Annotated in this window: 24 protein-coding genes; 9 read left to right on the top strand and 15 right to left on the bottom strand. The window is 63.2% G+C overall.

From position 1 onward, the window contains the following. Positions 1-3: 3 nt before the first annotated feature. Complete coding sequence (trpE, locus tag M3465_RS14715) at positions 4-1,518, top strand: anthranilate synthase component I (RefSeq protein WP_249502533.1); 1,515 nt, start codon at positions 4-6, stop codon at positions 1,516-1,518. 75 nt (positions 1,519-1,593) lie between these two features. Here trpE and M3465_RS14710 read toward each other — a convergent pair whose 3' ends face one another. From M3465_RS14710 to gatC, 4 genes are read right to left on the bottom strand one after another with little or no spacing between them, the layout of a single operon-like run. Beyond that, complete coding sequence (locus M3465_RS14710) at positions 1,594-2,289, bottom strand: N-acetylmuramoyl-L-alanine amidase (protein ID WP_249502532.1); 696 nt, start codon at positions 2,287-2,289, stop codon at positions 1,594-1,596. After that, positions 2,253-2,951, bottom strand: a complete 699-nt coding sequence (locus M3465_RS14705) for a hypothetical protein (protein WP_249502531.1) — start codon at positions 2,949-2,951, stop codon at positions 2,253-2,255. Before M3465_RS14705 ends, M3465_RS14710 begins: the two co-directional genes overlap by 37 nt. Before the next feature lie 22 nt (positions 2,952-2,973). Beyond that, on the bottom strand, positions 2,974-4,458 hold the full coding sequence (gene gatA / locus M3465_RS14700; RefSeq protein WP_249502530.1) for an Asp-tRNA(Asn)/Glu-tRNA(Gln) amidotransferase subunit GatA: 1,485 nt from the start codon (positions 4,456-4,458) through the stop codon (positions 2,974-2,976). Beyond that, positions 4,458-4,745, bottom strand: a complete 288-nt coding sequence (gatC, locus tag M3465_RS14695) for an Asp-tRNA(Asn)/Glu-tRNA(Gln) amidotransferase subunit GatC (RefSeq protein ID WP_249502529.1) — start codon at positions 4,743-4,745, stop codon at positions 4,458-4,460. Before gatC ends, gatA begins: the two co-directional genes overlap by 1 nt. Positions 4,746-4,902: 157 nt before the next feature. On the opposite strand from gatC, the gene M3465_RS14690 reads away from it, so the two are divergent. Further along, positions 4,903-5,595 carry a metal-dependent hydrolase gene (locus tag M3465_RS14690; RefSeq protein WP_249502528.1) on the top strand — a complete coding sequence of 231 codons (693 nt, stop codon included), beginning with the start codon at positions 4,903-4,905 and terminating at the stop codon, positions 5,593-5,595. A 54-nt stretch (positions 5,596-5,649) separates the two neighbouring features. On the opposite strand, the gene M3465_RS14685 is transcribed toward M3465_RS14690, so the two are convergent. Then, a complete protein-coding gene (locus M3465_RS14685; protein ID WP_249502527.1) occupies positions 5,650-6,933 on the bottom strand; it encodes an O-acetylhomoserine aminocarboxypropyltransferase/cysteine synthase family protein in 1,284 nt (427 codons plus the stop codon). Between the two features lie 223 nt (positions 6,934-7,156). Between M3465_RS14685 and M3465_RS14680 the strand changes: the two genes are divergently transcribed. Next, positions 7,157-8,149: an NAD(P)H-quinone oxidoreductase gene (locus tag M3465_RS14680; protein ID WP_249502526.1), complete on the top strand. Its 993-nt coding sequence runs from the start codon at positions 7,157-7,159 to the stop codon at positions 8,147-8,149. Between the two features lie 73 nt (positions 8,150-8,222). On the opposite strand, the gene glpK is transcribed toward M3465_RS14680, so the two are convergent. The 8 genes from glpK to glpD form a co-directional block, all read right to left on the bottom strand. Continuing rightward, positions 8,223-9,728, bottom strand: a complete 1,506-nt coding sequence (glpK, locus tag M3465_RS14675) for a glycerol kinase GlpK (protein WP_249502525.1) — start codon at positions 9,726-9,728, stop codon at positions 8,223-8,225. 152 nt (positions 9,729-9,880) lie between these two features. After that, positions 9,881-11,596: an ABC transporter substrate-binding protein gene (locus M3465_RS14670; RefSeq protein ID WP_249502524.1), complete on the bottom strand. Its 1,716-nt coding sequence runs from the start codon at positions 11,594-11,596 to the stop codon at positions 9,881-9,883. Between the two features lie 42 nt (positions 11,597-11,638). Next, a complete protein-coding gene (locus tag M3465_RS14665; protein WP_249502523.1) occupies positions 11,639-11,917 on the bottom strand; it encodes a DUF2160 domain-containing protein in 279 nt (92 codons plus the stop codon). A 73-nt stretch (positions 11,918-11,990) separates the two neighbouring features. Beyond that, positions 11,991-12,863: a carbohydrate ABC transporter permease gene (locus M3465_RS14660; RefSeq protein WP_249502522.1), complete on the bottom strand. Its 873-nt coding sequence runs from the start codon at positions 12,861-12,863 to the stop codon at positions 11,991-11,993. Positions 12,864-12,923: 60 nt separating this feature from the next. Next, entirely contained in the window at positions 12,924-13,793 is an 870-nt protein-coding gene (locus tag M3465_RS14655) for a carbohydrate ABC transporter permease (protein ID WP_249502521.1), read from the bottom strand. Beyond that, positions 13,793-14,890 carry an ABC transporter ATP-binding protein gene (locus tag M3465_RS14650; protein ID WP_249502520.1) on the bottom strand — a complete coding sequence of 366 codons (1,098 nt, stop codon included), beginning with the start codon at positions 14,888-14,890 and terminating at the stop codon, positions 13,793-13,795. Before M3465_RS14650 ends, M3465_RS14655 begins: the two co-directional genes overlap by 1 nt. A gap of 12 nt (positions 14,891-14,902) precedes the next feature. Further along, the gene (locus M3465_RS14645) at positions 14,903-15,991 is read right to left on the bottom strand and encodes an ABC transporter ATP-binding protein (protein ID WP_249502519.1); all 1,089 of its coding nucleotides are present in this window, start codon (positions 15,989-15,991) and stop codon (positions 14,903-14,905) included. A 9-nt stretch (positions 15,992-16,000) separates the two neighbouring features. Continuing rightward, positions 16,001-17,593: a glycerol-3-phosphate dehydrogenase gene (glpD, locus tag M3465_RS14640; RefSeq protein ID WP_249502518.1), complete on the bottom strand. Its 1,593-nt coding sequence runs from the start codon at positions 17,591-17,593 to the stop codon at positions 16,001-16,003. A gap of 237 nt (positions 17,594-17,830) precedes the next feature. Here glpD and M3465_RS14635 point away from each other — a divergent pair, with 237 nt between their 5' ends. Next, a complete protein-coding gene (locus M3465_RS14635; RefSeq protein WP_249502517.1) occupies positions 17,831-18,595 on the top strand; it encodes a DeoR/GlpR family DNA-binding transcription regulator in 765 nt (254 codons plus the stop codon). A 3-nt stretch (positions 18,596-18,598) separates the two neighbouring features. Here M3465_RS14635 and M3465_RS14630 read toward each other — a convergent pair whose 3' ends face one another. Beyond that, positions 18,599-19,522, bottom strand: a complete 924-nt coding sequence (locus M3465_RS14630) for a mechanosensitive ion channel family protein (RefSeq protein ID WP_249502516.1) — start codon at positions 19,520-19,522, stop codon at positions 18,599-18,601. Positions 19,523-19,674: 152 nt separating this feature from the next. Here M3465_RS14630 and M3465_RS14625 point away from each other — a divergent pair, with 152 nt between their 5' ends. The 5 genes from M3465_RS14625 (at position 19,675) to M3465_RS14605 (ending at position 23,818) form a co-directional block, all read left to right on the top strand. Next, complete coding sequence (locus M3465_RS14625; protein WP_249502515.1) at positions 19,675-20,259, top strand: carboxymuconolactone decarboxylase family protein; 585 nt, start codon at positions 19,675-19,677, stop codon at positions 20,257-20,259. Between the two features lie 168 nt (positions 20,260-20,427). Beyond that, a complete protein-coding gene (locus M3465_RS14620; RefSeq protein WP_249502514.1) occupies positions 20,428-21,174 on the top strand; it encodes an amino acid ABC transporter ATP-binding protein in 747 nt (248 codons plus the stop codon). A gap of 7 nt (positions 21,175-21,181) precedes the next feature. After that, on the top strand, positions 21,182-22,021 hold the full coding sequence (locus tag M3465_RS14615) for an amino acid ABC transporter permease (RefSeq protein ID WP_249502513.1): 840 nt from the start codon (positions 21,182-21,184) through the stop codon (positions 22,019-22,021). A gap of 41 nt (positions 22,022-22,062) precedes the next feature. Continuing rightward, complete coding sequence (locus tag M3465_RS14610; RefSeq protein WP_249502512.1) at positions 22,063-22,893, top strand: transporter substrate-binding domain-containing protein; 831 nt, start codon at positions 22,063-22,065, stop codon at positions 22,891-22,893. Positions 22,894-22,942: 49 nt separating this feature from the next. Further along, positions 22,943-23,818 (top strand): amino acid ABC transporter permease, encoded by an 876-nt coding sequence (locus M3465_RS14605; protein WP_249502511.1) that lies wholly within the window; start codon positions 22,943-22,945, stop codon positions 23,816-23,818. A 5-nt stretch (positions 23,819-23,823) separates the two neighbouring features. Here M3465_RS14605 and M3465_RS14600 read toward each other — a convergent pair whose 3' ends face one another. Further along, positions 23,824-24,891, bottom strand: coding sequence for a M29 family metallopeptidase (locus M3465_RS14600; RefSeq protein ID WP_249502510.1), 1,068 nt, complete (start codon positions 24,889-24,891; stop codon positions 23,824-23,826). Positions 24,892-24,947 lie beyond the last annotated feature (56 nt).

Genomic DNA, 24,947 nt, shown 5'->3' with positions numbered 1-24,947 from the left:
CCGATGGCAGCGCTGACCCCGGACTACGACGATTTCGCCGGCGCCTTTGAAGAGGGGCGCAATCAGGTTGTCTATACCCGCCTTGCCGCCGATCTCGATACGCCGGTCTCGCTCATGCTCAAGCTGACCGACGCCGCCAAGGACGCCTTCGTGCTGGAAAGCGTCACCGGCGGGGAGGTGCGCGGGCGCTATTCGATCATCGGCATGAAACCCGACGTGATCTGGCAATGTCGCGGCACCTCATCGCGCATCAACCGCGCGGCGCGCTACGACCCGGAGGCCTTCGAGGAGGAGCCGGGCGATCCGCTGGGCAACCTGCGTGCGCTCATCGCCGCCTCGCGGATCGACCTGCCGCCCGATCTGCCGCAATCGGCGGCGGGGCTGTTCGGCTATCTCGGCTATGACATGATCCGGCTGGTCGAGCATCTGCCGGATGTCAATCCCGACCCGCTCGATCTGCCCGATGCGGTGATGCTGCGCCCCTCTGTGATCGCGGTACTCGACGGGGTGAAAGGTGAGGTCACGGTGGTGTCCCCCGCCTGGGCCGATAGCGGGCTGTCGGCGCGCGCGGCCTATGCGCAGGCTGCCGAGCGGGTCATGGATGCCGTGCGCGATCTGGAACGGGCGCTGCCGCAACAGGCGCGCGAGATCGGCCGGGCCGCGGATGAGGCGGCGCCGGTATCGAACTTCACGCATGAAGGCTACAAAGAGGCGGTCGAGAGGGCGAAGGAGTATATCCGTGCCGGCGATATCTTCCAGGTGGTGCCGGCGCAGCGCTGGACGCAGGAGTTTCCCCTGCCCCCCTTCGCGCTTTATCGCTCGCTTCGGCGCACCAACCCGTCGCCCTTCATGTTCTATTTCAACTTCGGCGGCTTTCAGGTCATCGGCGCCAGCCCCGAGATCCTCGTGCGTGTGTTCGGCAAGGAGGTCACGATCCGCCCCATCGCAGGCACCCGCCCGCGCGGCGCGACCGAAGCGGAGGATCGTGCGCTGGAGGCGGATCTGCTCGCCGATCCGAAGGAATGTGCCGAGCATCTGATGCTGCTCGATCTGGGGCGCAACGATGTCGGGCGCGTGTCGAAGATCGGCACGGTGCGGCCGACCGAAAAATTCATCATCGAGCGCTATAGCCACGTGATGCATATCGTCTCGAACGTTGTAGGCGAGCTATCGGATGAGCATGACGCGCTGTCCGCATTGCTGGCCGGACTGCCCGCCGGGACCGTCAGCGGCGCGCCGAAAGTGCGCGCGATGGAGATCATCGACGAGCTGGAGCCCGAAAAGCGCGGCATCTATGGCGGCGCGGTCGGCTATTTCAGTGCGGGCGGCGACATGGATATGTGCATCGCGCTGCGCACCGCGCTGGTCAAGGACAGCAAGCTTTATATCCAGGCCGGCGGCGGGGTCGTGCATGACAGCGACCCGGAGGCGGAGTATCAGGAGACGGTGCACAAATCCAACGCGATCCGCCGCGCGGCGGCGGATGCGGCGCGCTTTACCGGTGGCGGGAACGCGTAGGGGCGCCGCCGATGGGGGCGCTGCCCCCGTCCGCCATGGGCGGACTCCCCCGAGATATTTGGAAAACAGAGAAGATCAGGACAACGCCGCCGGCCAGCGCGCGACAAGATCGGCCATCAGGGAACGGTCCGTATCGTCGAGCGGGCCATCGGCCTGCGGACGAAAGCGCAGTCGGAAGCTGTGAAGCACGCGATCCGGCGCGGCGTCGGGGGGATAGCCGAAGCGACGGGCATCCCTTGCGAAATCGCCGGGTTCGGCGGTGTCGGGCCAGATGGAGAGGCCGCGCCGCGCGAGGCGGCGCCAGTCGAAACGCGGGCCGGGATCGATCTTGCGGCCCGGGGCCATGTCGGAATGGCCGATCACACGTTCGGGCGGAATGGCGTGGCGGGACAGGATGGATCGGAGGAGGTCTTCAAGCGCCGTCATTTGCCGGGCGGCGAAGGGCGACGCGCCGCAATTGGCGATCTCGATCCCGATGGAGCGGGAATTGACATCGGTGGTGGGCCCCCATGCGCCTGCGCCGGCATGCCAGGCGCGCATCTCTTCATCGACCAATTGCCAAACCGTGCCGCAGGGCGCGATCAGGTAATGCGCGGAGACCTGCGCATCGGGAGTGCAAAGCCAGTCGCGGGCCGCGGTCGCGCTTTGCATCGCGGTATAGTGCAGGACCACCAGATCGGGCCGCGCGCCGTTGCGGCGCGGGCCGAAATTCGGCGATGGGTGCCGGATCGGCGTCAGTTGCGCACCTTGCGGAAGGGCGCCGGATCCCAATCGCAGGCGAACCCGTCGCCATCGGGATCGAGCGCCTTGCGGTCCTTCTCGGGCCCGCCATCGGCCAGGAACGCCTCTTGCGCCAGATCGGCGGAGGCGAAGGTCGCACAGTTGCGCAGGTGGCGGTTTTCGAGATTGAAGCCGCCGCGCCGGTAGAGCGAAACGCCCTTGGGGTTGGTCGTCTGAAGCGCATAGGCGACGATATTCGGCCGGTTCGTGCCGGGCCGCGTGGGCAGCGCCTCCGGGGCGATCACCTGGTAGCGGGCGCGGTTCTGCGCGATCAGCGCGGCGTCGCTTTCGATGCTGCGCGTATTGGACACGGCGTTGAAGTCGTTCTCGCCCGAGATGCCGGCGGCGTTTTCCACGATGGGCGGTGCAGGGTTCGAGGGCGAGGCATAGACCGGCAATTCGCCGCTATTGGACAATCGCGCCTGATCCTCGGGCGTGATCGCGGTCAGCGGTGTGCCGTCCACTGGGGGCGGCGCGGTGATGACGGAGGCCGGTGCGCGCCCTTCGAGCACGGCCTCGCGGCGGATCTGGTAGGCGTCGTAATCGTCGAAGCCGACGCCGCGCGCGCTGTCTGGCACCTGATGCGTGCAGGCAGCCAGCGCCAGAAGCGACAGGCCGATCAGGCCGCGGGAGAAAAAGCGTGTCTGTGTCATATCTTGCCTCGTTTGGCGCGGTTTACCACCATTGCGAGGGTTTCGCCACAAACCCCGCCGCCTGTTCCAGAGCGTAAGCGGTATTCAGCAGATCGCCCTCTTCCCACGGACGGCCGATCAGTTGCAGGCCGAGCGGTAGGCCCTGGCTGTCGGTGCCCGTCGGAATTGCAACGCCCGGAAGCCCTGCAAGGTTCACCGTGACGGTGAACACGTCGTTGAGATACATCTCGACCGGGTCTTCGACCTGGCGACCAAGCTCGAAGGCGGCGGACGGTGTGGCAGGGGTCAGGATTGCATCGATGCCCTCCGCGAAGACCTGTTCGAAATCGCGCTTGATGAGCGTGCGTACCTTGCGCGCGCGGTTGTAGTAGGCGTCGTAGAAGCCCGCGGAGAGCACATAGGTGCCCACCATGACGCGGCGCTTGACCTCGTCGCCGAAGCCCTCGGCGCGCGTTTTCTCGTACATCTCGGTGATGCCGTCGCCCTGGCTCAGCTTCGCGCGGTGACCGTAGCGCACGCCGTCATAGCGGGCGAGGTTCGAGGACGCTTCGGCGGGTGCGATGACGTAATAGGCCGGCAGCGCGTATTTCGTGTGCGGCAGGGAGATGTCGCGCAGGATCGCGCCGGCATCCTCCAGCATCTTGCGGCCCTCGGCCCAGAGAGTCTCGATGGCGTCGGGCATACCCTCCATACGGTATTCGCGCGGAATGCCAATGGTCTTGCCGCGAATGTCGCCGGTCAGCATCGCCTCGAAATCGGGCACCGGAAGATCGGCGCTGGTGCTGTCCTTGGGGTCATGCCCGCACATGGCGCGCAGCATGATGGCCGCGTCGCGCACGTCCTTGGTCATCGGGCCGGCCTGATCCAGCGAGGAGGCGAAGGCGACGATGCCCCAGCGCGAGCAGCGGCCATAGGTCGGTTTGATCCCGGTGATGCCGGTGAAGGCCGCCGGCTGGCGGATCGAGCCGCCGGTATCGGTGCCGGTGGCGGCAAGACAGAGATCGGCCGCCACGGCAGCCGCGGAGCCGCCCGAGGAGCCTCCGGGCGTCAGCGCTGTCTCATCGCCATTGCGCCGCCACGGGTTGACCGCGTTGCCATAGGCGGAGGTTTCGTTCGACGAGCCCATGGCAAATTCGTCCATGTTGAGCTTGCCGAGCATCACCGCCCCATCGTCCAGCAGCTTGCCGGAGACTGTGCTTTCGTATTCCGGCCTGAACCCTTCGAGGATGCGACTGGCGGCCTGGCTCGGCACGCCCTTGGTGCAGAAGAGATCCTTGATCCCCAGCGGGATGCCGCAGAGATCGGGCGCGCCGCCCTCCTTGATCCGTGTGTCGGCGGAGCGGGCCTGGCCCATTGCGACCTCGGGCGTCTTGTGCACGAAGGCTCCGAGCGCATCCGCGCCGTCGATTGCGGCAAGGCAGGCTTCGGTCAGTTCAACGCTTGTCACGTCGCCGTTGCGCAGCGCGTCGCGCGCTTCGGCGATCTTCATCTTCGGCAGATCGGACATCACTCAACCACCTTCGGCACGGCAAAGAACCCCTCGCGGGCATCGGGCGCATTGGCCAGCACGCGATCCTGCATCCCGCCATCGGTCACCACGTCCTCGCGCCGCTTGAGGCGCATCGGGGTGACGCTGACCATCGGCTCCACGCCCTCTACATCGACCTCGTTCAACTGTTCGACGAAATCGAGGATGCGCGAGAATTCCTGCGCCAGCGCGGGCAGTTCCGCCTCCTCGACGCGGATGCGCGCCAGTTTGGCCACGCGGGCGGCCGTTTCGGTGTCGATGGACATGAGGTGTCGTCCTCTTGGATAGAAGGAATGCCTGTCGCAGGTGCGTTTAGCGCCGCGCAGGCGAGGGTGCAAGTGGGCGATCCGGGCCAGAGCCCCTTCCCGAGCCTTAGAAAGGGATGCTAGCCTGACGATCGCAAGGCGAATTGGGAGAGACGATATGAACATTCTTTGGCTCGGGCATGGCTCCTTTCGGATCGAGATCGAGGACCAGGTGCTGCTGGTCGATCCGTGGATCAACGACAACCCGATGATCGACGCTGCACAGGCGGAGCGCGGGATCGAAGGGGCGACGCAAATCCTGATCACGCACGGGCATTTCGATCATTCGAGCGATATCGTCGAGGTGTCGAAGAAGACCGGCGCGCCGGTTTCGGGGATTGTCGAGCTGGTGGGTCAGTTGACCGCCGAGGGCGCGCAGGAAGGCCATGCCTTCAACAAGGGCGGCACGATCACCTTCGGCAAGGTCGCCGTGACGATGGTGCCGGCCTCGCATTCATCGTCGAAGGAGGTGAATGGGCATGGCCGTTACATGGGATCGGAAACCGGATTCATCATTCGCGGCGAGGAGCGGACGATCTATTTCTCCGGCGATACCACGATCATGGCCGATATGGATTGGATCGGCGCCTATCACCAGCCGGATATCGGTATCTTGTCGGCGGGCGGCTACTACACGATGGACATGAAAGCCGCGGCCTGGGCCGCGAAGCGCTATTTCAATTTCAAGACGGTGATCCCCGGACATTACCGCACCTTCGAGGCGCTGGAGCAATCGGCCGAGGCGCTGCGCGACAGCCTGCCGGGTGTCGATGTGATCGAGCCGGAGGTGATGCAGGCGATTGCGCTTTGATCGGCGCGGAGCAAAGCCCTTCGAAGGGCTTTGCTCGCGTTTGCGAAAACGCGTTTACGACGCTTTCTTCAAGGCTTGATCCAGATCGGCAATGAGATCCTTGGGATCTTCGATGCCGATGGAAATACGCACGACGTTCGGCCCCGCGCCCGCCGCTTCTTGCTGCTCTGGGGTAAGCTGGCGATGGGTCGTGGAGGCCGAGTGGATCACGAGGCTTCGCGTGTCGCCGAGATTTGCGACATGGCTGAAAATCTCAAGCGCATCGACGAATTTCACGCAGGCGTCGTAGCCGCCCTTGAGCGAAACGGTGAAGAGACCGCCAGCGCCCTTGGGGCAGATTTTATCGACCCGGTCATGATAGGGCGAAGACGGCAGGCCGGCATAGGTCACGGCCTCGACCGCGTCGTGATTTTCCAGCCATCCGGCGACTTCCATCGCGTTCTCGACATGTTTCTGCATCCGCAGGGACAGCGTCTCGATCCCCATCAGAGTGTAATGCGCTGCCTGCGGGTTCAGCGTCATGCCCAGATCGCGGAGCCCGATGGCGATGCCGTGGAAGGTGAAGGCCAGCGCGCCGAAGGTCTCGTGGAACCTGAGCCCGTGATAGGCCGGCTCCGGCTCGCTCAGCGAGGGGAATTTGTCGGACGCGGACCAGTCGAACTTGCCCGAATCGACAATGACGCCGCCCATGACCGTGCCGTTACCGGTCAGGAACTTGGTCATCGAATGAACCACCAGTGTCGCGCCGTGTTCGATGGGGCGGCACAGATAAGGCGTCGCAGAGGTATTGTCGACGATCAGAGGCAGGCCCGCCTCATCCGCGATCGCCGCGATCGCGTCCAGATCGGTGATGTAGCCGCCCGGATTGGCGATGGATTCGCAGAACACCGCGCGGGTGTCGTCGTCGATGGCGGCCTTGACCGCATCCGTATCGTCGAAATCGACGAAGGTGCAGGACCAGCCGAAGCGCTTGATCGTCTGGCTGAACTGCGTGACCGTGCCGCCATAGAGCCGGGTCGAGGCCACGATATTCCGGCCCGGCCCCATCAGCGGGAACAGCGCCATGATCTGCGCGGCATGGCCCGAGGAACAGCACACCGCCCCCGCCCCGCCTTCGAGCGCCGCCATCCGGTCCTGCAGCGCCGCGACGGTCGGGTTGGTGAGGCGCGAGTAGATATAGCCCACCTCCTGCAGGTTGAAGAGTTTGGCCGCATGCTCGGCATCGCGGAACACATAGGCGGTCGTCTGATAGATCGGCACCTGCCGCGCGCCGGTGGCCGGATCGGGATTGGCGCCGGCATGGATCTGAACTGTGTCGAAGCCGTGGCTGTCGGTCATGGTGAACTCCCCTCGGATAATGGTTGCGCAAAGGCTTAGGCGATTGCGCGGCGGCTCACAATGATCCGGCGCGACAAAGAACGCGCGCGCCTCGTCCTTGGCGGTTTTGAAACCCGCGTTTCAGTTCGCCTGCCGGATTTGGAACGGTTTCACGGGTCTTGCGATGCCCGGTCAATCTGCGAAACATGGGGAAAAGTCCACCTGACGTGAAAGGCGCTCTGCCATGTCCCTTCCCGAAACGATGACCGCCATCGAGATCAGCGCGCCCGGCGGGCCGGAGGTTTTGCAGATCGCCACCGTTCCGGTGCCCGCCCCCGGTGCAGGGGAGATCGTGATCCGCATCGCCTATGCCGGCGTCAACCGGCCTGACGCGCTGCAGCGCGCCGGCGCCTACAACCCGCCCCCCGACGCCTCGCCCCTTCCGGGGCTGGAGGCAGCGGGCCATGTCGCGGCGGTGGGCGCGGGTGTGTCGCGTTGGCAGGTGGGGGACGCGGTGACGGCGCTTCTGCCCGGCGGCGGCTACGCGGAATACGCCGTCACCTTCGCCGATCACGCCTTGCCGGTGCCGGATGGCATGCCGATGGATCAGGCGGCGGCGCTTTGCGAGACGTTCTTTACCGTCTGGTCGAACGTGTTTCGGCGCGGGGGCTTGCAGGCCGGGGAGCGGTTTTTGGTGCATGGCGGCTCCTCGGGCATCGGCACCACGGCCATCCAGCTTGCCGCCTTGCGCGGCGCGCGCGTCTTCACCACCGCCGGTTCGGACGAGAAATGCCGCGCCTGTCTGGCTCTCGGGGCCGAGGCCGCGTGGAATTACCGCAATGTCGATTTCGTCGAGAAGATGCGCGCCGAGGGAAGTGCGAATGTGATACTCGACATGGTCGGCGGCGACTACATCCCGCGCAACCTCAAGGCGCTGGCCGAGGATGGACGACTGGTGCAGATCGCCTTCCTGCAAGGGCCGAAGGCGGAGGTGAACTTCGCGCCGATGATGATGAAGCGGCAAACGATCACCGGATCGACGCTGCGCCCGCAATCGGTCGCTGCCAAGGCGGCCATCGCGCGCGATCTGGAACGCGAGGTCTGGCCGCATCTTGCCTCGGGACAGGTCGCGCCGGTCATGGACAGCACATTCCCGCTGGCCGAAGCCTCGAAAGCCCATGCGCGCATGGAATCCTCCGAGCATATCGGCAAGATCGTCCTGAAGGTCGGCGGCTGACCGGGGCGAAGGGCTTTCGAAAGCCCTTGAACGCGGTTTCGATACCGCGTTCAAGCCGCTTCGAAGCGGCTTGTCACCCGGCGAAACCGATGGTCGCGGCAACGGCGCGTTTCCACGCGGCGTATTTCGCCTCGCGCGTTGACGCGTCCATGGCGGGCTCGAACCGGCCATCGGCCCGCCAGCCGGCGGCGAAACGCTCCATATCGGGCAAAACCCCCGCCTTGTGACCGGCGAGCCATGCCGCGCCCATCGCCGTCGTTTCCAGCACTTCGGGTCGCTCCACCGGTGCGTCGATGACATCCGAGAGGAACTGCATTGTCCAGTCCGACGCGCTCATCCCGCCATCGACGCGCAGCGTCGCCGTCTCAGCGCCCTGCGCCGCCGTGCCGGACCAGTCGGCCTTCATCGCCTCCAGAAGATCGCGCGTCTGGTAGCCGACGCTTTCCAGCGCCGCGCGGGCGAATTCCTCCGGCCCCGAATTGCGCGTCAGCCCGAAGATCGCGCCGCGACACTCGGCGTTCCAATAGGGCGCGCCAAGCCCGGTGAAGGCCGGCACCATCACGACGCCCTGCCCGTCATCCGCGCGTTCGGCAAGCGGCTGTGTTTCCTTCGCGTCGCGTATCAGGCGCAGCCCGTCGCGCAGCCATTGCACCACCGCGCCCGCGATGAAGATCGACCCTTCGAGCGCATAGGTGGGTTTGCCATCGAGTTGATAGGCAATGGTGGTAAGCAGCCTGTTCGCCGAGCGGACCGGCGTGTCGCCAGTGTTCAGAAGCGCGAAACAGCCTGTGCCATAGGTGGATTTCAGCATTCCCGGCGCGAAACAGGCCTGACCCACGGTCGCCGCTTGCTGATCGCCCGCAATTCCCAGTATCGGGATCGCGCGCCCGAAAAGATCGGCGCGGGTCTCTCCGAACTCGGCGGCGCAGTCCTTCACCTCCGGCAGCAGGGATATCGGAATCCCGAGCCTCTCGCAGATGGTCTTCGACCAGCGCCCCTTGTGGATGTCGTAAAGCATGGTGCGCGCAGCGTTGGTGGCGTCGGTGACGTGATGCTTGCCGCCGGTCAGGTTCCACACCAGCCAGCTGTCGACGGTGCCGAAGGCCAGATCTCCCGCCTCGGCGCGGGCGCGCACGCCATCGACATTGTCAAGGATCCAGGCAAGTTTCGTGCCGCTGAAATAGGGGTCGAGCAGCAAACCGGTGCGGCCTGTCACCACGTCCTCGAAACCGTCCGCCTTCAGGGATTTGCACATGTCGGATGTGCGCCGATCCTGCCAGACAATGGCATTGAAGACCGGCTTGCCCGTCTTGCAGTCCCAGACCAGGGTCGTCTCGCGCTGGTTGGTGATGCCGATGGCGGCGATATCCTCGCCGCTCGCTCCCGCCTTCTCGATCGCCGAGCGGCAGGTGGCGGCGGTGGTGGACCATAGGTCGGACGGGTCATGCTCGACCCAGCCGCTTGCCGGGTAATGCTGATCGAACTCCTCCTGCGCGCTGGAGACGGCGGTCAGGCTGTCATCGAACAGGATCGCGCGGGTCGAGGTCGTGCCCTGGTCGATGGCGAGGATATGGGTCATTGGCGAATCCTGCTGTATCCCGAGATGTGACGTCACCACCGGGCGCGCCCGGTGGTGACAGTTTTTCTGTTCCCGTCAGCACCGGGCTTGACCCGGTGATCTCATTGTCCGGAGACCCTCGGGTCTGGCCCGAGGATGACGGGTGCCGGGCTTTATTGCTCCCAGGACTTGATCAACTCGTCATAGGAGACGGTCTGCGGCTCCTCGTCCTCATTCTCCAGTTTCGCCTTGGGCGAGCCTTCCTGACTGAGCCAGTATTCCGGGTCGCGCTCCTCGTTCAGCTTGGGGCCGATATCGCCCTGGATGCCGGCACGTTCCAGCCGTTCAAGCACGCGCTCCTGATCTGCGCAAAGCGCATCGAGAGCCTCTTGCGGGGTTTTGGCACCGGACATGGCATCACCGATATTCTGCCACCAAAGTTGCGCCAGCTTGGGATAATCCGGCACGTTGGTGCCCGTGGGCGACCAGGCCGTGCGCGCCGGGGAGCGGTAGAATTCGACCAGCCCGCCAAGCTTGTCCGCCCGTTCGGTGAAGCTCTCGTGATTGATCGAGCTGTCGCGGATGAAGGTCAGACCGACATGGCTCTTCTTCACATCCACCGTCTTGGAGGTGACGAATTGCGCATAGAGCCAGGCCGCCTTGGCGCGCTCTTCGGGGGTGGATTTCATCAGCGTCCAGCTGCCCACGTCCTGATAGCCGATCTTGGTGCCTTCGGTCCAGTAGACTCCATGAGGGCTCGGCGCCATGCGCCATTTCGGCGTGCCGTCCTCGTTCATCACCGGCAGGCCGGGTTTGACCGTGTCGGCGGTGAAGGCGGTATACCAGAACATTTGCTGCGCCACGTTGCCCTGCGCCGGGATCGGGCCCGCTTCCGAAAAGGTCATGCCGGCGGCCGCGGGGGGCGAATACTTTTCAAGCCATTCGATCGCCTTGGTCACGGCATAGACCGCCGCGGGCGAATTGGTGGCCCCGCCGCGCGCAACGCAGGAGCCGACCGGCTGGCCCGCATCGTTCACGCGGATGCCCCATTCATCGACCGGCAAGCCGTTGGGTTCGCCTTCCGATCCCATCCCGGCCATCGACATCCAGGCGTCGGTATAGCGCCAACCGAGCGAGGGATCCTTCTTGCCGTAATCCATGTTGCCGAAGACTTCACCGTCGACGCCCATGTGGCTCAGATCGCGGCCGGTGAAGAACTCCGCGATATCCTCATAGGCCGCCCAGTTGACCGGAACGCCCAGATCGTAGCCGAACTGTTCCTTGAAATCGGCCTGGTTCTTTTCGTCGTTGAACCAGTCATAGCGGAACCAGTAGAGGTTCGCGAATTGCTGATCGGGCAACTGGTAGAGCTTGCCATCGGGCGCGGTGGTGAACTCGGTGCCGATGAAATCGTCGAGATCGAGCATCGGGTTGGTCACATCCGCGCCTTCGCCCGCCATCCAGTCGGTCAGGTTGCGCACCTGCTGATAGCGCCAATGCGTGCCGATCAGATCGGAATCGTTGATATAGGCGTCATAGATGTTCTCGCCCGACTGCATTTGCGTCTGCAGTTTTTCGACCACGTCGCCTTCGCCGATCAGGTCATGCGTGACCTTGATCCCGGTGATCGCCTCGAAAGCGGGCGCGAGAACCTGGCTTTCGTATTCATGCGTTGTGATGGTTTCCGAGACGACCTTGATATCCATGCCCTGGAAGGGCTCGGCCGCATCTATGAACCATTGCATCTCTTCTTCCTGCTGGGCGCGGCTGAGCGCCGAGAGATCGCCGATCTCTTCGTCGAGGAATGCCTTGGCGGCCTCCATATCGGCAAAGGCTGGACCCGCGAGGATCAGCAATGCCGCCGTCGAGGATTTGAGGTTGAGTTTCATTTTGGTTCCTCCCTGTGTTTGGAACTTCGGTTGATTGTTTCGCTACACCCAACGGAACACCGCCGCCGCGTAAATCGCACAGACCGCCAGCGCCCAGGGCTGATTTTCGCCCACCAGCCCGAGCCAGGCGAGGTTGATAAAGGCGCTGCCCAGAAGCGTGATGAACAGACGGTCGCCCCGCGTCGTCTCGATCCGCAAGATGCCGGTGCGCGGCGTCTCGGGGAACTTGATCGCGAGGAACGTGAAGAGGATCAGCAGGCCCGCGATCACCATGAAGAAGATCGCTGTGGGCCATGTCCATGCCATCCATGAAAGATCCATCAGGCGGTCCTCCGGTCCGTTGTGAAGCGACCAAGCCCGAGGGCGACGCTGGAAAGGTTGACGAAACGTTGCATCACACCCTCCCCAGGGCAAAGCCCTTGGCGATGTAGTTGCGCACGAAATAGATCACGAGCGCCCCCGGCACGATGGTCAGCACGCCCGCCGCGGCCAGCACGCCCCAGTCGATGCCGCTTGCCCCCTGCGTTCGGGTCATGATGGCGGCGATGGGCTTGGCGTCCACCGTGGTCAGGGTGCGGCTCAGCAGCAATTCGACCCACGAGAACATGAAGCAGAAGAACGCCGCCACGCCGATGCCGCTGGAAATCAGCGGCATGAAAATCCGCACGAAGAACCGCCCGAAACTGTAGCCGTCGAGATAGGCTGTTTCGTCGATTTCCTTCGGCACGCCGCGCATGAAGCCTTCGAGAATCCACACCGCCAGAGGCACGTTGAAGAGGCAATGCGCCAGCGCCACCGCGATATGCGTGTCGAAGAGGCCGACGCTGGAATAGAGCTGGAAGAACGGCAGCGCGAAGACCGCCGGAGGGGCCATGCGGTTGGTCAGCAACCAGAAGAACAGGTGCTTGTCGCCCATGAAATGATAGCGGCTGAACGCATAGGCGGCGGGCAAGGCCACTGCGAGCGAAATCACCGTGTTCATGACGACATAGATGAGCGAGTTGACGTAGCCCATATACCAACTGGGGTCGGTCAGGATCACGCGGTAATTGTCGAATGTCAGGTTGTTCGGCCAGAGCGTGAAATCGTTCAGAATCTCGGTATTCGTCTTGAGGCTCATGTTGAGCAGCCAGTAGATCGGCAGCAGCAAAAAGAGCAGGTAAAGCCCCATCACGACGGCCGATCCCTTGACCTTGGCACGCCGTTTCGCGCCGCCGGCGGTCAGATCGCCGGGAATGCGCTTGGTGTCTGCGGTCGCATCGGTCATGCACGGCCCCCCTCTGGCTTCGCACCGGTCGCGGGCGTTTTATCGATGAACAACAGCACCCTACCCCTCCCTCTTGTCGAGATTGACCATCACGGTGTAAAACACCCACGAAATCAGAAGGATAACGAGGAAATACATCAGGCTGAACGCCGCCGCCGGGCCAAGATCGAACTGTCCCAGCGCCATCTTCACCAAATCGATCGACAGCAGCGTCGTGGCGTTGCCCGGACCGCCCCCGGTGACAACGAAAGGTTCGGTGTAGATCATGAAACTGTCCATGAAACGCAGCAGGATCGCGATCATCAGAACGCCGGCCATCTTCGGCAATTCGATATAGCGAAACACCTTCCAGCGGCTCGCCTGATCGATCTTGGCCGCCTGGTAATAGGCATCGGGGATGGATTTCAGCCCTGCATAGGCCAGAAGCGCAACCAGCGAGGTCCAGTGCCAAACATCCATGACGATGATCGTCACCCAGGCCGCCAGCACATCTTGGGTGTAGTTGTAGTCGATCCCCAGCGCATCGAGCGTGTAGCCAAGCAGCCCGATATCGACACGGCCGAAAATCTGCCAGATCGTTCCTACCACGTTCCACGGGATGAGCAGCGGAAGCGACATCAGAACGAGGCAGAAGCTCGCCCAAAACCCGCTTTTCGGCATGTTGAGTGCAACGAAGATGCCCAGAGGCACTTCGATGGCGAGGATTATGCCTGAAAACATCAGCTGCCGCCCGAGCGCGTTCCACATCCGGTCGTCATGCAGCATTTCGCGGAACCATTCGAGCCCGGCCCAGAAGAACTGGTTGTTGCCGAACGTGTCCTGCACCGAGTAATTCACCACCGTCATCAGCGGGATCACCGCCGAGAACGCAACGAGGACCAGCACCGGCAGGACGAGAAACCAAGCTTTCTGGTTGACGGTCTTGTTCATCACGCGGCCTCCCCGACAGATCGCGACCCTTGCGGCGCGACGCGCCAGTCGTCGAGATACACGTTGACATGCGCCGGATCGAAGCTGACGCGGGTCAGGTCGGCCCCGATATCGTCGTCCTCGTCCGCGATGATGTTGATCTCATGCCCTTCAAGCGCCGCGCGCACGATCTTGTGGCGGCCCACATCCTCCACCCGGCGGATGGTGACGGGCACCCCGTCCTCCCGGCTCAAACGCAGGAATTCCGGCCGCACGCCGATCTCGACCTTGCCGGACAGCGCGCCATAACCGGCACCGAGCGGAATTTGCGACGCGCCCAGACGTGCCGTGGAGCCGTCGATCTCTGCCGGCAGCACATTCATGCCCGGCGAGCCGATAAAATAGCCGACGAAGGTGTGCTCGGGCCGTTCGAAAAGCTCCTCTGGCGTGCCGATCTGCACGACGCGGCCGTCATGCATCACCACCACCTTGTCGGCGAAGGTCAGCGCCTCCGTCTGGTCATGCGTGACGTAGATCATCGTATGGCCGAAATCCTGATGCAGGCGCTTGAGCTGCGTGCGCAATTCCCATTTCATATGCGGATCGATCACCGTCAGCGGCTCGTCGAAGAGCAATGCGTTGACATCCTTGCGCACCATGCCGCGCCCCAGGCTGATCTTCTGCTTGGCATCCGCCGTCAGCCCGCGCGCCTTTTTGGAGAGCACATCCTCCATTCCGATCATGGCCGCGATCTCCTGCACACGCTCGGCCACATAGGCCTCGTCGCGACCGCGGTTGCGCAGGGGGAAGGCCAGGTTGTCGCGCACCGTCATCGTGTCGTAGACGACCGGAAACTGGAACACTTGCGCGATGTTGCGCGCCGCCGTGGGTGCGTGGGTCACGTCCTCATCATCGAAAAGGATGCGGCCGCGACTTGGCTGAAGAAGCCCGGATATGATATTGAGAAGCGTGGATTTTCCGCAACCCGACGCACCGAGAAGCGCATAGGCCGCGCCGTCTTCCCAGACATGGTTGAGTTCCTTCAGCGCGTAATCGGCCTCGCTCGCCGGATTGGGCAGATAGGAATGAGCGAGATTGTCGAGGGTGATCCGGGCCATCTTTACCTCTCCTTAAGCCGCGAGCGCATAGGATGCGGGGGCGACGAGATTGCCCGCCTCGTCGAACACGTAAACATGCCGGGGGTCGAGCCAGACTGTCAGCTCCTCGCCCAGGGACAGGTTGTGAATTCCATGAACCAGACCGACCCAGCGTTCGCCGTGATGATCGAGATGGATGAAGGTTTCCGAGCCGGTCAGTTCCGTCACTGACAGCCGCGCGCGGAACGGCATGGCGTCTGGCGCATGCTGGCCGATCTCCAGGTGGTTGGGGCGGAACCCGGCGGTGTAGGCGCCATCTCGAAGCGTGGCGAGCTTGCCCGCAGCGGGCGCGGATTGTCCGTCCCCGAAAGTCAGCCGGTCGCCCCGTTTCTCGATGTCGAGGAAATTCATCGGCGGGTCGCTGAACACCCGCGCCGTTGTCGCATCGACGGGCTGGCGGTAGACGTCGGGCGTCGGGCCGAACTGCGTGACGCGCCCCTCCCAGAGCGTTGCGGTATTGCCGCCCAGAAGCAGCGCCTCTTCGGGTTCGGTCGTGGCATAGACGAAGATCGACCCGGAGGCTTCGAAGATGCGCGGGATCTCGATCCGCAATTCCTCGCGCAGCTTGTAATCGAGGTTGGCCAAAGGCTCGTCGAGCAGGACGAGCCCCGCGTTCTTGACCAGCGCCCGCGCCAGTGCGCAGCGTTGCTGCTGGCCGCCCGAAAGCTCCAGCGGCTTGCGCTCCAGCATCGGGGTCAGCTGCATCATCTCGGCAGTCTCGCGCACGCGCGCATCGATCTCGGCGCGGTCCACGCCCATCAGCTTCATCGGGGAGGCGATGTTGTCATAGACGGTCATCGACGGGTAGTTGATGAATTGCTGGTAGACCATCGCGACCTTGCGGTCCTGAACCCGCATGCCCGTCACATCCTCTCCCTGCCAGATGATCCGCCCCGTCGCCGGCTGATCGAGCCCGGCCATCAGCCGCATCAGCGAGGTCTTGCCCGACAGGGTCGGCCCCAGAAGCACGTTCATCGTGCCCTTCTCCAGCGTCAGGTCGGTGGGGTGGATATGGGTTTGCCCCTCCACGACTTTCGACACATTCCTGAGTTCCAGCGACATGAGCGCCCCCTATTCCGCCGCTTTCGACACCGATTGCCGGTGCCCGGCCATCCACGCGTCCAGGGCCTCGATCTCCGCCCGGCTCATCCGCAGGCCAAGCTTGCTGCGCCGCCAGACCACATCTTCGGCCGTGCGGGCATATTCCTTCTCCATGAGCCAGATCACTTCCGATTCCGTCAAGCTCGCACCGAAATCGCGGCCCAGATCGGACGCTTGCGCGGCATCGCCCAGAACCTGTGTCGCCTCCGTTCCGTAGGCGCGGATCAGGCGGCGCGCCCAGAACTCGGTCAGGAAACCGTGGCGGGCGCGCAGATCGGCGATCAGGCGCTCCACCGCGTCCACCGGGAAATCCCCGCCGGGCAAGGGCGCGCCGGCTGTCCAGTCGCCGCGCGCCACCGGCAGGTGGTCGGCGATCCTGTCCAGCGCGCTTTCCGCAAGCCGGCGATAGGTGGTGATCTTGCCGCCGAAGATATTGAGGATCGGCGCGCCGCCATTCGCATCGACCTTCAGCGTATAGTCGCGCGTCGCCGCCGTCGCGCTGCTCGCGCCGTCATCATAGAGCGGGCGCACGCCGGAATAGGTCCAGACGACATCGTCATCGCTGATATCGTGCTTGAAATACCTGTTCGCGAAATCGATGAGATAAGCCTTTTCTTCCGGCGTGCAGACAGGCTCTTGCGACGGATCGTCATGTTCGGCATCGGTGGTGCCGATCAGCGTGAAATCGGTCTCATAGGGAATGGCGAAAATGATGCGGCCATCCGTGCCCTGGAAGAAGTAGCACTTGTCGTGATCGTAAAGTCGGCGCGTGACGATATGCGAGCCGCGCACGAGGCGCACGCCTTCAGAGGAATTGAGCCGCACCTTGGATTGGATGATATCGCCCACCCAAGGCCCGCCCGCGTTGACGAGCATCCGGGCGCGGTGAACATGCGTCTCGCCATTTTCGGTATTTTGCGTTTCCACGCGCCACAGATCACCCTCGCGCGATGCCGTCACGACCTTGGTTCGTGTCAGGATCGTCGCGCCGCGCGCCTCCGCATCGCGTGCGTTCAGCACGACGAGGCGCGAATCCTCGACCCAGCAATCGGAATATTCATACGCTTTCGAGAAGCGATCCTCGAGCGGCGCGCCCTCCGGCGTTCCATCGAGACTGACCGTGGTGGTGCCGGGCAAAATCTGCCGCCCGCCAAGGGTGTCATACATGAACAGCCCCAACCGGATCAGCCATGACGGCCGCCGCCCCTTCATCCAGGGCATGGCCAGCCCGAGCAGCTTCGATGTCGGCGTATCGGATTCGAAGCGCATATCCTTATGATAGGGAAGGACAAAACGCATCGGCCAACTGATATGGGGCATCGCCTTAAGCAGAACTTCGCGTTCGATCAGCGCCTCGCGCACCAGCCGGAATTCGAAATATTCGAGATAGCGCAACCCGCCATGGAAGAGCTTGGTCGACGCCGAAGAGGTGGCGGATGCCAGATCGTGCATCTCGGCAAGCGTCACCGACAAGCCGCGCCCTGACGCATCGCGCGCGATGCCGCAACCATTGATGCCTCCGCCGATGATAAAGATGTCGACCGGATCCGAGCGATTCGTCACGCGCCACCTCCCCCATCGCAATGCCCTTGCGGAAACTATGGCAATCACATCCGCGCTTCGCAAGCATAAACTTTCGTTTATGTTCGTTTGCGCGCATCTCCATGAAAGGGCTGCAAAATTTTTCTGGTCTTGCGGCATTTCCCGACACTATGCTGGAAAAAAACCCCGCCCGGAGAAGCAGACGACCCGAAAACCGAACATCTCCGAACCCGACCGCCAGAATGGACCCGCCAGCCGATGTCACACGCGTTTCGCCACAAGGATATTCTTGAAATCGCCCGCCGCGACGGCAAGGTCACGGTCGAGGGTCTGGCGCAGCATTTCGGGGTGACGCTGCAGACCATCCGCCGCGATCTGAGCGATCTGGCCGAGGACGGTCAGCTCGAACGCGTGCATGGCGGTGCGATGCTGCCCTCGGGCACGAGCAATATCGGCTACGAGGAACGACGCCGGCTCAATCTCGATGCCAAGAGCGCCATCGCGCGCGCTTGCGCGGAGCGGATCCCGAACAACATCTCGCTCTTTCTCAATATCGGCACCAGCACCGAAGCGGTGGCGCGCGAATTGCGCCGGCATACCGATATGCTGGTGGTCACGAACAACATGAACGTCGCCAATATCCTTGTGGAAACGCCCGAATGTCAGGTCGTGGTGACGGGCGGCAATCTGCGCCGCGCCGATGGCGGGCTGGTGGGCAAGCTGGCGACCGAAACGATCCTGCAATTCAAGTTCGATCTGGCGATCATCGGCTGCTCGGCGCTCGACCGCGATGGCGATCTGCTGGATTTCGACATTCAGGAAGTCGGCGTCAGCCAGTCGATCCTGCGCCAATCGCGCCAGACCTTCCTCGTTGCCGACGCTTCCAAGTTCAAGCGCAGCGCGCCGGCGCGGATCGCGTCGCTGGAGGCGGTCGATACCTTCTTCACCGACGCGCCACTGCCGGGCGATCTGCAAGAACGCTGCGCGGGGTGGGACACAGAAGTGGTGATCGCCCCGCGCTGAGCCCTATTCGGCAGCCTCAGCCGCCGCCTCCGCCTCCGCGTCATCGCGCTGCACATGGACGGTGCGGGTGGGGAACGGAATGTCCACACCGGCGGCATCCAGCGCTTCCTTGACCGCGCGTTTCATATCCGCCTGATACTGGAAGTAATCGCCAGCCGAACACCAGACGCGGACGAGGAAATCGACGCTGCTCGCATTCAGCCCGTTGACCTGGATGAACGGCTCGGGCTTGCTGTGGGAGCGCGGATCGGACATGATCGTATCGCGGATCACCTCTTCGGCCTGCGCAAGGTTCGCGCCGTAGCCGACACCGAAGGTCCATTCCGCGCGGCGCGTGTCATAGACCGAGTAATTCTTGATCGTGTTGCCCCAGACCTCGGAATTGGGCACGACGACCTTCACATTGCCCATATCCGCGATCTCGGTGTAGTTCAGCGTGATTTCCTTCACCGTGCCGACAACGCCGTTCACCTCGACGAAATCGCCGGTTTTCAGCGGCCTGAAGAAGATCAGCATCACCCCGGCAGCCACGTTCGACAAGGTGCCCTGAAGCGCGAGGCCAATGGCAAGGCCGGCGGCACCGATCACCGCAACGATGGAGGTGGTCTGCACGCCGAACGTGTTGAGAACGAAAAGCCCGGTGAAGGCCAGCACGGTGTAACGGGCCATATCGCCGAGGAACTTGAACAGCGTCTCATCGAGGCGGGGATGCGTCTCGCTGAGCCGGATGATCCGGCGGCGCGCCATGCCGGAAATCACGAAACCGAGGATCAGGATCAGCGCCGCCGCGATGATGTTGCCGACGAGCGACATGAGCGCTTCGAGCGTCAGAAGATCGGCAAGGGATTTGCCGTTATATATTTCCGTTGTGAACATGGCGCCCAGCTTGTCCCAGATGCCATTGCCAACCTTTTCAATCTCTTCCATGCCTGTCCTGCTTCACTAGAAAATCGATCCGGCGCGCGGGCGCCGGTCAGGGCGGGATAACGCTATCGCGGCAAAAAGAGTTCCGCTGCGCTTGCATCCTCCCCCGCTCTGCGCCGATAGTCGCGCGTCCGCTCTAACCGAAGGTCTTTGCCATGTCATCCCGAACCGCCTGCCCGCCCATTCCCGATGCCGACTGGCCAGAGGCTTTGGCGGAGTTTCGCGGCGGCTTTCTCGGCTCGGCCAATGTCTACCGCGTGATGGCACATCACCCCGCGCTCGTGCGGGCCTGGGCCGATCTGCGGCGTCATGTCGTGATCGATACCAGCCTCGGCGCAGAGTTCAGCGAGATCGTCATCCTGCGCGCCGCAGTGCATCTCGGCTCGCCCTATGAATGGGCGCATCACGTCGTGCGCGCGCGCAAGTTGGGAATGAACGATGCACGGATTGCCTCGATCCGGGGCGATATCGGCGAGATGGACGAGCAGGATGGCGTTCTGGCAAAAGCCGTGGATGACCTTGTGACGCACAAACGCATCGCATCCGGCACGCTGGAAGAGCTTTTCGCGCTTGCCGGAAAGGATGGCGCGTTCGATCTGATCGCCACGGTCGGCTTCTATTCGACGCTGGGCTATATTCTCAACACCTTCGACACGCCGATCGACGACGACATCGCGCATGAGCTGGCCCAGCATCCGCTGGAAGCCGCGCCGTCGAAAAGCTCTGCGGAGAATTCCTGAAATCGGCCTCGCCCCGCCGCATCGCAGCGCTAAGTCAAGCGCGCGGCACGGCGCCGGGGCGGCATGACATCTGCTTGCCGTGAAACGATGCTATAAAGGGCGGTGCATCTGGGCCCATCACGGTCGAATGCGCAAAACTACGAGGATGAGCACGGATGGCATTTCGGCATGACGGGTAAATTGCCCATCATATCCTTCGATCACGTCGACAAGTTCTACGGCGATTTCCACGCTCTCAAGGACATCACGCTCACCGTGCGCGAAGGCGAACGCATGGTGGTCTGCGGCCCTTCGGGATCGGGCAAATCGACCCTGATCCGCTGTATCAACGGGCTGGAATTCCACGACTCCGGCGTGCTGACGGTGGACGGGATCGAGGTGCACGAAAATTCCCGGCAGATTTCCCGTCTGCGCCAGGAGGTCGGCATGGTGTTCCAGCAGTTCAACCTCTTTCCGCATCTGACGGTTCTGGAAAACCTGACCATCGGCCCGATCAAGGTGCGCGGCGTTCCCAGGGCCGAGGCCGAGGCGACGGCGCGCAAATATCTGGAGCGGGTGCATATCCCCGAACAGGCCGACAAATACCCGCGCGCCCTGTCGGGCGGCCAACAGCAACGCGTCGCCATCGCGCGCTCGCTCTGCATGGAAAGCCGCATCATGCTGTTCGACGAGCCGACATCGGCGCTCGATCCCGAGATGATCGGCGAGGTGCTCGACGTGATGGTCGAACTGGCCGGCACCGGCATGACGATGGTGGTCGTCACGCATGAGATGGGCTTTGCCCGCAAGGTCGCCGATACGATGGTCTTCATGGATGCCGGCGAGATCGTCGAGACCGCCCCGCCGGAGACATTCTTCACCGCCCCGAAAAGCAAACGATGCCGCGCGTTTCTCGATCAGATCCTGGAGCATTGATGTGAGCATGGCCGAGCCTGCCTTCACCCCGCGCGGCCGCCCTCTACCCGGCCGAAGCCCCTTCGCCCGAACCGTGGACTCGGTGACGTTTTCGGTGGTGCTCTATGCCGTGATCGTCGGCGGTCTGGTCTGGCTGGCTTATGGCGGCGCGCAGGCGATGGGATATAACTGGCAGTGGTATCGGATCCCGCAATATTTCTACACCGTCACCGAGAACGGGTTCCAATGGGGCGAAATCAGCATCGGTCTGGTCAAGACGGTCACGCTCTCGGCCACGGCCTTCGCGCTGGCCATTGCGCTGGGGCTGGTGACGGCGCTCTTGCGGCTCTCTGGGCTGATCGTCTGCACCGGGGTTGCGATCGGCTATCTCGAACTCATCCGCAACATCCCGCTTCTGGTGCTGCTTTACCTTTTTTACTACGTCCTCGGCCCAATCTTCGGGTTCGACCGTTACTGGGCCAGCATCCTGACGCTCGCGGTGTTCCATTCCGTGCTGATCTCGGAGATCCTGCGCGCGGCGATCAACGCAGTGCCAAAAGGCCAATGGGAAGCCGCGACCTCCATCGGCATGTCGCGGGCGCAGGCCTATCGCTATATCGTGTTGCCGCAATCCGTCCGCTTCATGCTGCCGCCGATGACCGGCGAGGCCGTGCATGTCATCAAATCATCGGCCATCGTCAGCGTGATCGCCGTGGCCGAGCTGACGACCATCGGGCGCAACATCATCTCGGACACCTACATGAGTTTTGAAATTTGGTTCACGATCGCAGCGGTCTATATGGCCCTGACGCTGGCGCTGTCCATCGGCGTGACGCTGCTCGAAAAGCGGTATGCAACGGAATCTTAATCGGCGCTGTGCAACCTGCGCCTTAATCAGGGAGACAGAGGATGAAATTCACAAGACGGCTCATCGCCGGGGCATTGGCATTGTCGGTCGCCGGCGCGGCGCTGCCGGCGCTGGCGCAGGACGTGACGCAAAAGCTGGCCGATGAAAGCGTGATCGAAACGATCAAGAAACGCGGCGTCATCAAGATCGGGCTTTCAATCTTCAAGCCGTGGTCGATGCGCGATCTGAATGGCGATCTGATCGGGTTCGAACTCGATGTCGGGCGCGAGCTGGCCAAGGATATGGGCGTGGAGGCGGAGTTCGTGCCCACCAGCTGGGACGGCATCATCCCGGCGCTTGTTTCCGGCAATTTCGACACGATCATCAGCGGTATGACGATCACGCCCCAGCGGAACCTGACCGTCAATTTCACCGTGCCCTATGCCTATTCCGGGCTGACGATCCTCGCCAATACCGCCATGACCGAAGGGTTTACGCTCGAGGACTACAACAGCCCCGATGTCACCTTCGCCGCCCGCCGCGGCGCCACCCCCGCCACCACCATCGCGGAGATGTTTCCCAAGGCCGAGCTGCTGCTTTTCGACGAAGACGGCGCTGCCACGCAGGAGGTGCTGAACGGCAACGCCCACGCCACCATGATGGCAGAGCCGAGCCCATCGGATGAGGCCCGCGCCAATCCCGATGTGCTCAGCGTGCCCTTCGATCAGGCCTTCGGCGCCGGCGGCGAAGGCTTCGCGCTGCGCAAGGGCGATCCTGATGCGCTGGCTTTCTTCAACAGCTGGATCACGCACAAGGCGAATACCGGCTGGCTGAAGGCGCGCCACGATTACTGGTTCCGCGGCGACGACTGGAAAGACCAGGTCGCACAGTGACAATCGCGCGCCCCGGCTTCGTCCGGGGAGCCTACCCGAAAGGCGCAGGGTGAAGACGATCAGGAAACTCCATTGGCTCGATTGGCTCGTCCTCGCCCTGCTGGCGGGGTTTTTCGGCTACATCTGGTGGAAGATCGACGGCTCGCTGAACTACAATTGGCGATGGCACCTGATCCCGGATTTCATCCTGCGCTACCACACGGGCCGCGAAGAATGGTTCGCAAACCTGCTCTTGCAGGGGCTCATCACGACGATCCGCATCTCGATCTACGCCAGCATCCTCGCGCTCGTGCTCGGCACCGTTCTGGGCATCGCGCGCTGTTCGGCCAACCTGACGGTGCGGATGCTGGCGCGGACCTATCTGGAAGTGCTGCGCAATATCCCGCCCGTCGTGGTGATCTTCATCTTCTTCTTTTTCCTGTCACAACAGCTGATCGAGGCGCTGAACATCGAAAGCTGGGCGCGCGGGATCGCGCGGTCCGACAATCCCGGCATCTGGGAGTTTTTCTTCGGCGACATGCGCCGCTTTCCCTCGCTCGTATCGGGCGTGATCGTTCTGGCGCTCTTCGAAAGCGCCTTTGTCGGAGAGATCATCCGCGCCGGCATCCAATCCATCGAAAAGGGCCAGCGCGAAGGCGCGCGCTCCATCGGGATGAGCCGATATCAGGAAATGCGCTATATCGTGCTGCCGCAGGCGCTGACCCGCGTGCTGCCGCCTTTGGCAAACCAATTCATCACCCTGATCAAGGACAGCGCGATCATCTCGCTGATTTCCGTTCAGGAACTGACCTTCAAGACGGTCGAGCTCGTCGCCTCCACGCGCATGATCTTCGAGGCGTGGATCACCACGGCGGCGTTCTATTTCGTGATCTGCTTCGGCCTGTCGATGCTGTTCCGCCGGCTGGAGCGGCGACGCCGCACCTGATCGGTTCAAAGCCCGACGCGGCGATCCGGGTCCGCGACCAGCCGCGCCAGATCGGGATGGTCGGACAGAAGCGCCGCCCCGCCCGGCAACCGCTCGGGGCAAAGCCGGCCGCTCTCCCAGATGGCAACGCCATCGATCTCGATCGTCGGATCGAGCACGTTGAGAGATATCTCGCCGGGCGCGAATGCGCCGCAACTGTGGAAATGCAGGATGCGCGGGTTGCCGAAGGCCAGACCGCCCCAACATTCGTAATTCTTTCGTGCAGGTTCGCGATAGGCGCAGGCAGGGTGTATCCCGGCATGCCAGGAATGGATGGCATTGCGGTCGATCCCGAACCGCTCCGCCACCCGGTCATATTGCGCGTTTGCCGCAGCCACGTCACCGGCCTCGCCTTCGAACCCCAAAAGCCGGCCGTTTTCCATGATGGCCAGCAACCTGCCATCGAATTCGACGCTATAGGGCGTGTAGAAATCCGCCCCCGTTCCAATGAGGAAGCCGCAAGGCGCGATCCTTCCCGAAAAGGACAGCGCCGGAACGGGTTTGGAAACGGACATCGGAAACCGGCGCAGCGTCGTCCCGCCGCTCTCGGCAGGCGGCATGACGGGCCGGCCCCGGCAATCCGTGCCGCGTGGACAGCCCAGATGCACCTCGGCCGCGGCGTCCAGAGCAGCGGTGACGCAATCCCTGAGCCGCAGCATCGCTCCATGCGACAGCGTGGCGAATGGCGATCCCAGCATATCGCAGGACACCGCGAAACTCACGACGATGCGCGGATGTTCGGGCATCTCGGCAAAGCGCAACTGATCGCCCAGCCGGGCAAGGAAGACGACCACATCCGCCTCTTCCATCCGCGCGAGAAGTTCAGGGGGCAACGCGGTGGCGATGGGCGAGAAACCGACATCGAAAAGCGTGACCTGCGCACCCATCCGCTGCGCGGCCTGCGCCACCCCAGCGCGAACACCGCCTTCGAAATAGCCGTGACCTTCAGGCTCATAGGCAATCAAAAGCCGCTCGCCACGTTGCAGTTCGGCGCAGTTTTTCAGCAGATTTTCGGCACCGGCCATGACGGACATCACGCTCTCCTGTTCGGGCAACGCGCATCTGCGCAGCGCGGTTGCGCAGAAACGTC

It is taken from the genome of Marivita sp. GX14005, from assembly GCF_023370775.1.
In the GTDB taxonomy this organism is placed as follows: domain Bacteria; phylum Pseudomonadota; class Alphaproteobacteria; order Rhodobacterales; family Rhodobacteraceae; genus Marivita.
Note: the sequence above shows the minus strand (reverse complement) of the source record. Positions and strands in the feature narration are given on the sequence as shown.